Source organism: Rhodoplanes elegans (genome assembly GCF_016653355.1).
In the GTDB taxonomy this organism is placed as follows: Bacteria; Pseudomonadota; Alphaproteobacteria; order Rhizobiales; family Xanthobacteraceae; genus Rhodoplanes; species Rhodoplanes elegans.
Genome location: NZ_NHSK01000009.1, coordinates 1 through 6085, shown reverse-complemented (window position 1 = coordinate 6085; position 6085 = coordinate 1). Strand labels below are relative to the sequence as shown.

7 protein-coding genes are annotated in these 6085 nt (G+C 68.3%); all 7 read left to right on the top strand.

Going from position 1 to position 6085, the window contains the following annotated elements; all coding sequences use genetic code 11:
- Positions 1 to 295 (top strand): hypothetical protein (locus CCR97_RS31335; RefSeq protein ID WP_207199355.1); only part of this gene is annotated, 295 nt, incomplete at its 5' end.
- A gap of 273 nt (positions 296 to 568) precedes the next feature.
- On the top strand, positions 569 to 1024 hold the full coding sequence (gene soxY / locus CCR97_RS00780; protein ID WP_111360174.1) for a thiosulfate oxidation carrier protein SoxY: 456 nt from the start codon (positions 569 to 571) through the stop codon (positions 1022 to 1024).
- 43 nt (positions 1025 to 1067) lie between these two features.
- On the top strand, positions 1068 to 1403 hold the full coding sequence (gene soxZ / locus CCR97_RS00775; RefSeq protein ID WP_111360175.1) for a thiosulfate oxidation carrier complex protein SoxZ: 336 nt from the start codon (positions 1068 to 1070) through the stop codon (positions 1401 to 1403).
- 172 nt (positions 1404 to 1575) lie between these two features.
- Complete coding sequence (gene soxB, locus CCR97_RS00770; protein ID WP_201159224.1) at positions 1576 to 3276, top strand: thiosulfohydrolase SoxB; 1701 nt, start codon at positions 1576 to 1578, stop codon at positions 3274 to 3276.
- 225 nt (positions 3277 to 3501) lie between these two features.
- On the top strand, positions 3502 to 4794 hold the full coding sequence (gene soxC, locus CCR97_RS00765) for a sulfite dehydrogenase (RefSeq protein WP_201159223.1): 1293 nt from the start codon (positions 3502 to 3504) through the stop codon (positions 4792 to 4794).
- Complete coding sequence (locus tag CCR97_RS00760) at positions 4778 to 5557, top strand: c-type cytochrome (RefSeq protein ID WP_111360440.1); 780 nt, start codon at positions 4778 to 4780, stop codon at positions 5555 to 5557. The genes soxC and CCR97_RS00760 overlap by 17 nt, the downstream gene beginning before the upstream one ends.
- Before the next feature lie 44 nt (positions 5558 to 5601).
- On the top strand, positions 5602 to 5955 hold the full coding sequence (locus CCR97_RS00755; protein WP_338049041.1) for a c-type cytochrome: 354 nt from the start codon (positions 5602 to 5604) through the stop codon (positions 5953 to 5955).
- The last annotated feature ends 130 nt before the right edge of the window (positions 5956 to 6085 follow it).

Below are 6085 nucleotides of genomic sequence, written 5' to 3'. Positions count from 1 at the left end.
CTGGGCGGTGGCGATCGACAGCGTCACCGCCACCGACGCGGCCGTGACGACGGCGCGCGCCAGGGCGAAGCTTCCTGGGCTCATGGTTCCTCCGACGATGGGTGCGGCGGCCGGTCGTGCCGGTCTTGTGAATGCCTGCGGGAGTCAGCTTATATTCCCGAAGACGAATGAAAAGCGTTTTTTCTGCCCGGGGAGCGATCGAGAGGAAGAACGTCCTGCGTTTCGCTGCGATGCAGCAACAAATGGGTCGTTCTTCGCCATTCTTCCTATTGCGCGATCCCGCCGGACCGGGTAGAGAAGTTTCAAAATAATGAATGTATGGAGGAAGCGGATCCCGGACGGCGCCGCCGCAAGCCAACGATCGCCAGATCATTCGCTCGCCGGCTCCTCGGACTTCCGTGACAGACTGGTTTCGGTGCGTGCTCGTCTTCGGTGCGTGCTCGTCTCGGTCGCCGACCGCGCAGGTCCGGGACCGCGTCGATCCGTGACCGGGTGCCGCGGCGACCGTAAGTCGTCGCGATCTGGACAGTCGGCCCGGCGGGGCCGTCGACATGAGGAGAGGTTCTCGATGACGACGACAGTGAGCCGACGCGAGGCGTTCGCGCTGGGCGCCGGCGTGGTGGCGGCAGTCGCGCTCGGCGGCGCCGGGACGGCCTTCGCCAAGAACGACTCCGACGATCTCGTCAAGGCCTTCACGGGCGGCAAGACGCCGACCAAGGGCAAGGTGAAGCTCGACCTGCCGGACATCGCCGAGAACGGCAACACGGTGCCGCTCGCCTTCACGGTCGAGAGCCCGATGACCGACGCCTCGCATGTCACCGACGTGCTGATCGTCGCCGACGGCAATCCGCGCGGCGGCATCGCCACCTTCCATTTCTCTCCGCGCTCGGGCGTCGCCGAGGCGGCGACCCGCATCCGCCTCGCCGAGACCCAGAACGTGATCGCCGTCGCAAAGATGAACGACGGCTCGCTGTTCATGGACACCAGGCAGGTCAAGGTCACGATCGGCGGCTGCGGCGGCTGATCCGGCTCCGGCTCGTCATTCAGAAGAATTGGGAGAGAACGTCATGGCGACACCCGCGCCGAAGCCGCGCATCCGTCTCGACAAGAAGGAGGCCAAGAAGGGCGACCTCGTCGAGGTCAAGGCCCTGGTGGCCCACATCATGGAATCGGGTCAGCGCAAGGACAAGGACGGCAACGTCATCCCGCGCAAGATCATCAACAAGTTCACCTGCGAGGTGAACGGCAAGCCGGTCTTCGCCGCCGATCTGGAGCCCGCCGTCTCGGCCAACCCCTACCTCCAGTTCAAGTTCAGGGCCGAGGAGAGCGGCAAGGTCGTGCTCACCTGGATCGACGACGACGGCAGCAAGATCGTCGGCGAAGAGACCATCACGGTGACCTGACCATCACGGTGACTTGACGGTCATGGTGACCCGACGGTCATGGTGACCCGACTGTCGCGGTGACGCGGCGGCCCTCTCCGCCGCGCGACCGAAACGACGTTCCCCAGGAAGCGTCTGGAGCCGCCGGTGCGCCCCGCGCCGGCGATCGAGGACGCGCGCCGACGAGTGCATCATGACGACGCGACGTGATCTGCTGCAATACTCCGCCGCTATGGCCGCCGTGCTGGCCGGTGCGGGACTCGGGGGCGGGGGGACGACCCGGGCGCTCGCCCAGCAGCGCGTGACGCAGGCCGATCTCCTGGCGTTCGAGCCGCTCGGCAACGTGACCCTGATTCATGTCACCGACATCCACGCCCAGCTCAAGCCGGTGTATTTCCGCGAGCCGACCGTCAATCTCGGTGTCGGCGACGCCAAGGGCGTGCCGCCGCACGTCACCGGCAAGGCGCTGCTCGACGCCTACAAGGTGCCGGCCGGCAGCCCGCTCGCCTATGCGCTCGCCGACATCGACTTCGAGGCCCTGGCGAAGAGCTACGGCCGGGTCGGCGGCCTCGATCGCGTCGCCACCATCGTCAATGCGATCCGGGCCGAGCGCGGGAACCGCGTGCTGCTGCTCGACGGCGGCGACACCTGGCAGAACTCGTTCACGTCCCTGGCCACCAAGGGCCAGGACATGGTCGACTGCATGGCGCTCCTGAAGCCGGACGCCATGACGGCGCACTGGGAGTTCACGCTCGGCGCCGAGCGCGTCAAGGAGATCGTCGGCAAGCTCGGCTTCCCGTTCCTGTGCCAGAACGTGCGCGAGAGCGAGTTCCAGGACGAGGTGTTCAAGGGCTCGACCATGGTCGAGCGCGGCGGCGTCAAGGTCGCGGTGATCGGTCAGGCGTTGCCCTACACGCCGATCGCCAATCCGCGCTGGATGATCCCGGACTGGTCGTTCGGCATCCGCGAGAAGGAGCTGCAGGCCGAGGTCGACAAGGCGCGCGCCGCCGGCGCCGGGCTCGTCGTGCTGCTCTCCCACAACGGCTTCGACGTCGACCGCAAGCTCGCCGGCCGGGTGAGCGGCATCGACGTGATCCTCACCGGCCACACCCACGACGCGCTGCCGGCGCCCGTGCAGGTCGGCAAGACGATTCTGATCGCCTCGGGCAGTCACGGCAAGTTCGTCTCGCGCATCGATCTCGACGTGCGCGACGGTGCCGTGAAGGGCGTCCGCCACAAGCTGATCCCGGTGCTCGCCGACGTGATCACGCCGGACGCCGCGATGGCCGGCGTCATAGCGATGCACCGGGCACCGCACGAGACGATGCTGGGCGAGGTGGTCGGCAAGACCGAGACGACGCTCTATCGGCGCGGCAACTTCAACGGCACCCTCGACGACGTGATCTGCGACGCGCTGCTGGCCGAGCGCGACGCCGAGATCGCGCTGTCGCCCGGCTTCCGCTGGGGGCCGACGCTGCTGCCGGGCCAGAGCATCACCCGCGAGGACGTCTACAACGCCACCGCCATGACCTATCCGGCGGCGTATCGCATGGGCATGACGGGCGCCCGGCTGAAGGAGGTGCTGGAGGACGTCGCCGACAACATCTTCAATCCGGACCCGTACCTGCAGCAGGGCGGCGACATGGTGCGGGTCGGCGGCCTCTCCTACACGATCGACGTCGGCAAGCCGATCGGCAGCCGCATCGGCGACCTCGTGCTGAGCCGCACCGGCCAGCCGCTCGCCGCCGACAAGGAGTACACGGTCGCCGGCTGGGCGAGCGTCAACGAGGGCACCGAAGGTCCAGCGATCTGGGACGTGGTGTTCGATCATCTGAAGAAGAAGCAGACCGTGGCGCCCACCGGCGCCTCCACGGTGAAGATTTTGGGGGCGTAAGGCGCGGTGCCTTGGCACGGTGCCGCGCCCCCTCTCCCCACAGGCGGGGAGAGGGTCGGGGTGAGGGGGCGTCTCCCCGAAGCCGAGACTCGCGAGCAGAGACTCGCGGCGACGCCCCCTCACCCGGACTTCGCGCCTGCGGCGCGAACTCCGACCTCTCCCCGCGTGCGGGAGAGGTGAGACCAGCGTCTCGTGCAAACGCAGAGTGCAGACCGGAGGGCGGGAATGCTGAACAAGAACCGTGATCACGACGCCGGACTGTCGCGGCGGTCGCTGCTCGGAAAGAGCCTGGCGCTCGGCGGCGCCGCGGCCCTCGGCACCGGCACGGCCGCGGTTGCCGCCGAGCCCGGCAACCCACAGAACCTGCCGCCCAACGTGCCGGAGTGGTCGAAGACGCTCGGCGACGGCGTCGCGGTGCGGGCCTACGGCAAGCCGTCGAAGCACGAGGCGAACGTGATCCGCCGTGACGTCGAGTGGCTCACCGCCTCGCGCGAGAGCTCGGTGTCGTTCACGCCGCTGCACGAGCTCGACGGCATCATCACGCCGAACGGCCTCTGCTTCGAGCGCCACCACTCGGGCATCGCCGAGCTGGACCCGAACGACTACCGGCTGATGATCCACGGCCTGGTCGACAAGCCGCTGATGTTCACGCTGCAGGATCTGGAGCGCTTCCCGCGCACCAACCGGATCTACTTCGCCGAATGCGCGGCGAACTCCGGCATGGAGTGGCGCGGCGCCCAGATGAACGCCTGCCAGTTCACCCACGGCATGATCCACAACGTCATGTACACGGGCGTGCCGCTGCGGGTGCTGCTGGAGGAGGCCGGCGTCAAGACCAACGCCAAGTGGCTGCTGCTGGAGGGCGCCGACTCGGCCGCGATGACGCGCTCGCTGCCGCTCCAGAAGGCGCTCGACGACTGCCTGATCGCGTTCCGCATGAACGGCGAGCGGCTGCGTCCCGAGAACGGCTACCCGGTGCGCATCTGCGTGCCCGGCTGGGAGGCCAACATGTGGGTCAAGTGGCTGCGCCGCATCGAGGTCGGCGATCAGCCCTGGCACCATCGCGAGGAGACGTCGAAATACACGGACCTCCTGGAGAACGGCAAGGCGCGCCGCTTCACCTATGTGATGGACGCCAAGTCGGTGATCACCAATCCGAGCCCGCAGGCGCCGCTCCGCCACAAGAAGGGCTTCACCGTGATCTCCGGCATCGCCTGGTCGGGGCGCGGCAAGATCGCCCGGGTCGACGTGTCGCTCGACGGTGGCCGCAACTGGCGGACCGCGCGGCTCGACGGGCCCGTGCTCGACAAGTCGATGGCGCGATTCTACGCCGAGTTCGACTGGAACGGCCAGGAGCTGTTCCTGCAGTCGCGTGCCATCGACGAGACCGGCTACGTGCAGCCCACCAAGGACGAGCTGCGCAAGGTGCGCGGGGTTAACTCGGTCTACCACAACAACGGCATCCAGACCTGGCGGGTGTCGCCGGAGGGCGAGGTGGAAAATGTCGAGATCGCGTGAGATCGCCGTCCTCTCGGGCATGCTGCTCGCCGTCGCCGTGATCGGTGGCGCGGGCTTCGCCATGGCGCAGAGCAGCAAGCTCCCGGCCAAGCCGCCCGGCAAGGATGCGGCCGCCAAGACGGCGCCGGCCCAGACCGCGGCGGCGCCGGCGGCCGCTGCCGCACCCGCGAAGATGCCATTCGGCATCGGGCGCGAGGCGAAGCCGGAGGAGATCGCCGGCTGGGACATCGACGTGCGGCCGGACGGGCAGGGGCTTCCGCCCGGTAAGGGCACGGCCCGCAAGGGCGAGGATCTATTCGTGACGCAGTGCGCCGCCTGCCACGGCGAGTTCGGCGAGAGCACGGGCCGCTGGCCGGTTCTGGCCGGCGGCGCCGGCACGCTCGCCTCTCACGATCCGGTGAAGACGATCGGCTCCTACTGGCCCTACGCCTCCACGGTGATCGACTATGTCCGGCGCGCCATGCCGTTCGGCAACGCGCAGTCGCTGGAGGGAGACGATCTGTATTCGATCGTCGCCTATCTGCTCTATCTGAACGACGTGATCACGGACCAGGATCAGGAAATCTCCGACAAGAGCTTCCCGACCGTGAAGCTCTCCAACGAGGCGAACTTCTTCGACGACGACCGCGAGGTGTCCGAGAAGGCGTTCTGGAAGAAGGAGCCGTGCATGACGAACTGTGCGGCCGGTGCGCCGAAAGTCCTCGGCCGCGCCCGCGCCATCGACGTGACGCCGGAGGACGGCAAGGGACCGCGGGTCGAATGATGCCGCGGCGACCCCCGTCTCGCGCGCCGACCCGGATCGTGGCCGTGCCCGTCGTGACCGCGACGGTCGCGGTCGCGACCGCGCCGCTCGTCGCACTGGCCGTCGCGGTCGGCGCCGTGGCGGCCGGCGGGCACACGAGCGGCGCTTCGAAGGGGGATCGCGAGCTCGGCGAGTATCTGTCGTCGGAATGCGTCACCTGCCACCAGATCAGCGGGCGCTACGACGGCATCCCGCCGATCGTCGGCTGGCCGGAGGAGAGCTTCGTCGAGATCCTCGGCCAGTATCGCGACAAGACGCGGGAGAACCCGGTTATGCGCTCGATCGCGGTGAAGTTCACGGACGACGAGATCGCCGCGCTCGCCGCCTATTTCGGCAGCCTGAAGCCGCGGACGGACTAGAGGGTGCGGCCGATGTTCACCTCTCCCCGCGCGCGGGGAGAGGGTCGGGGTGAGGGGGCGCCTCCGACCAGCAGAGACTCGCGGCGGCGCCCCCTCACCCGGATTTCGCCCCTACGGCGCGAAATCCGAC

Bases quoted from the DNA above. Each gene is read 5' to 3' on its own strand.
- CCR97_RS00760 (WP_111360440.1), top strand. From the start codon at position 4,778: ATGTCGAGATCGCGTGAGATCGCCGTCCTCTCGGGCATGCTGCTCGCC.
- soxB (WP_201159224.1), top strand. From the start codon at position 1,576: ATGACGACGCGACGTGATCTGCTGCAATACTCCGCCGCTATGGCCGCC.
- soxC (WP_201159223.1), top strand. From the start codon at position 3,502: ATGCTGAACAAGAACCGTGATCACGACGCCGGACTGTCGCGGCGGTCG.
- soxZ (WP_111360175.1), top strand. From the start codon at position 1,068: ATGGCGACACCCGCGCCGAAGCCGCGCATCCGTCTCGACAAGAAGGAG.
- soxY (WP_111360174.1), top strand. From the start codon at position 569: ATGACGACGACAGTGAGCCGACGCGAGGCGTTCGCGCTGGGCGCCGGC.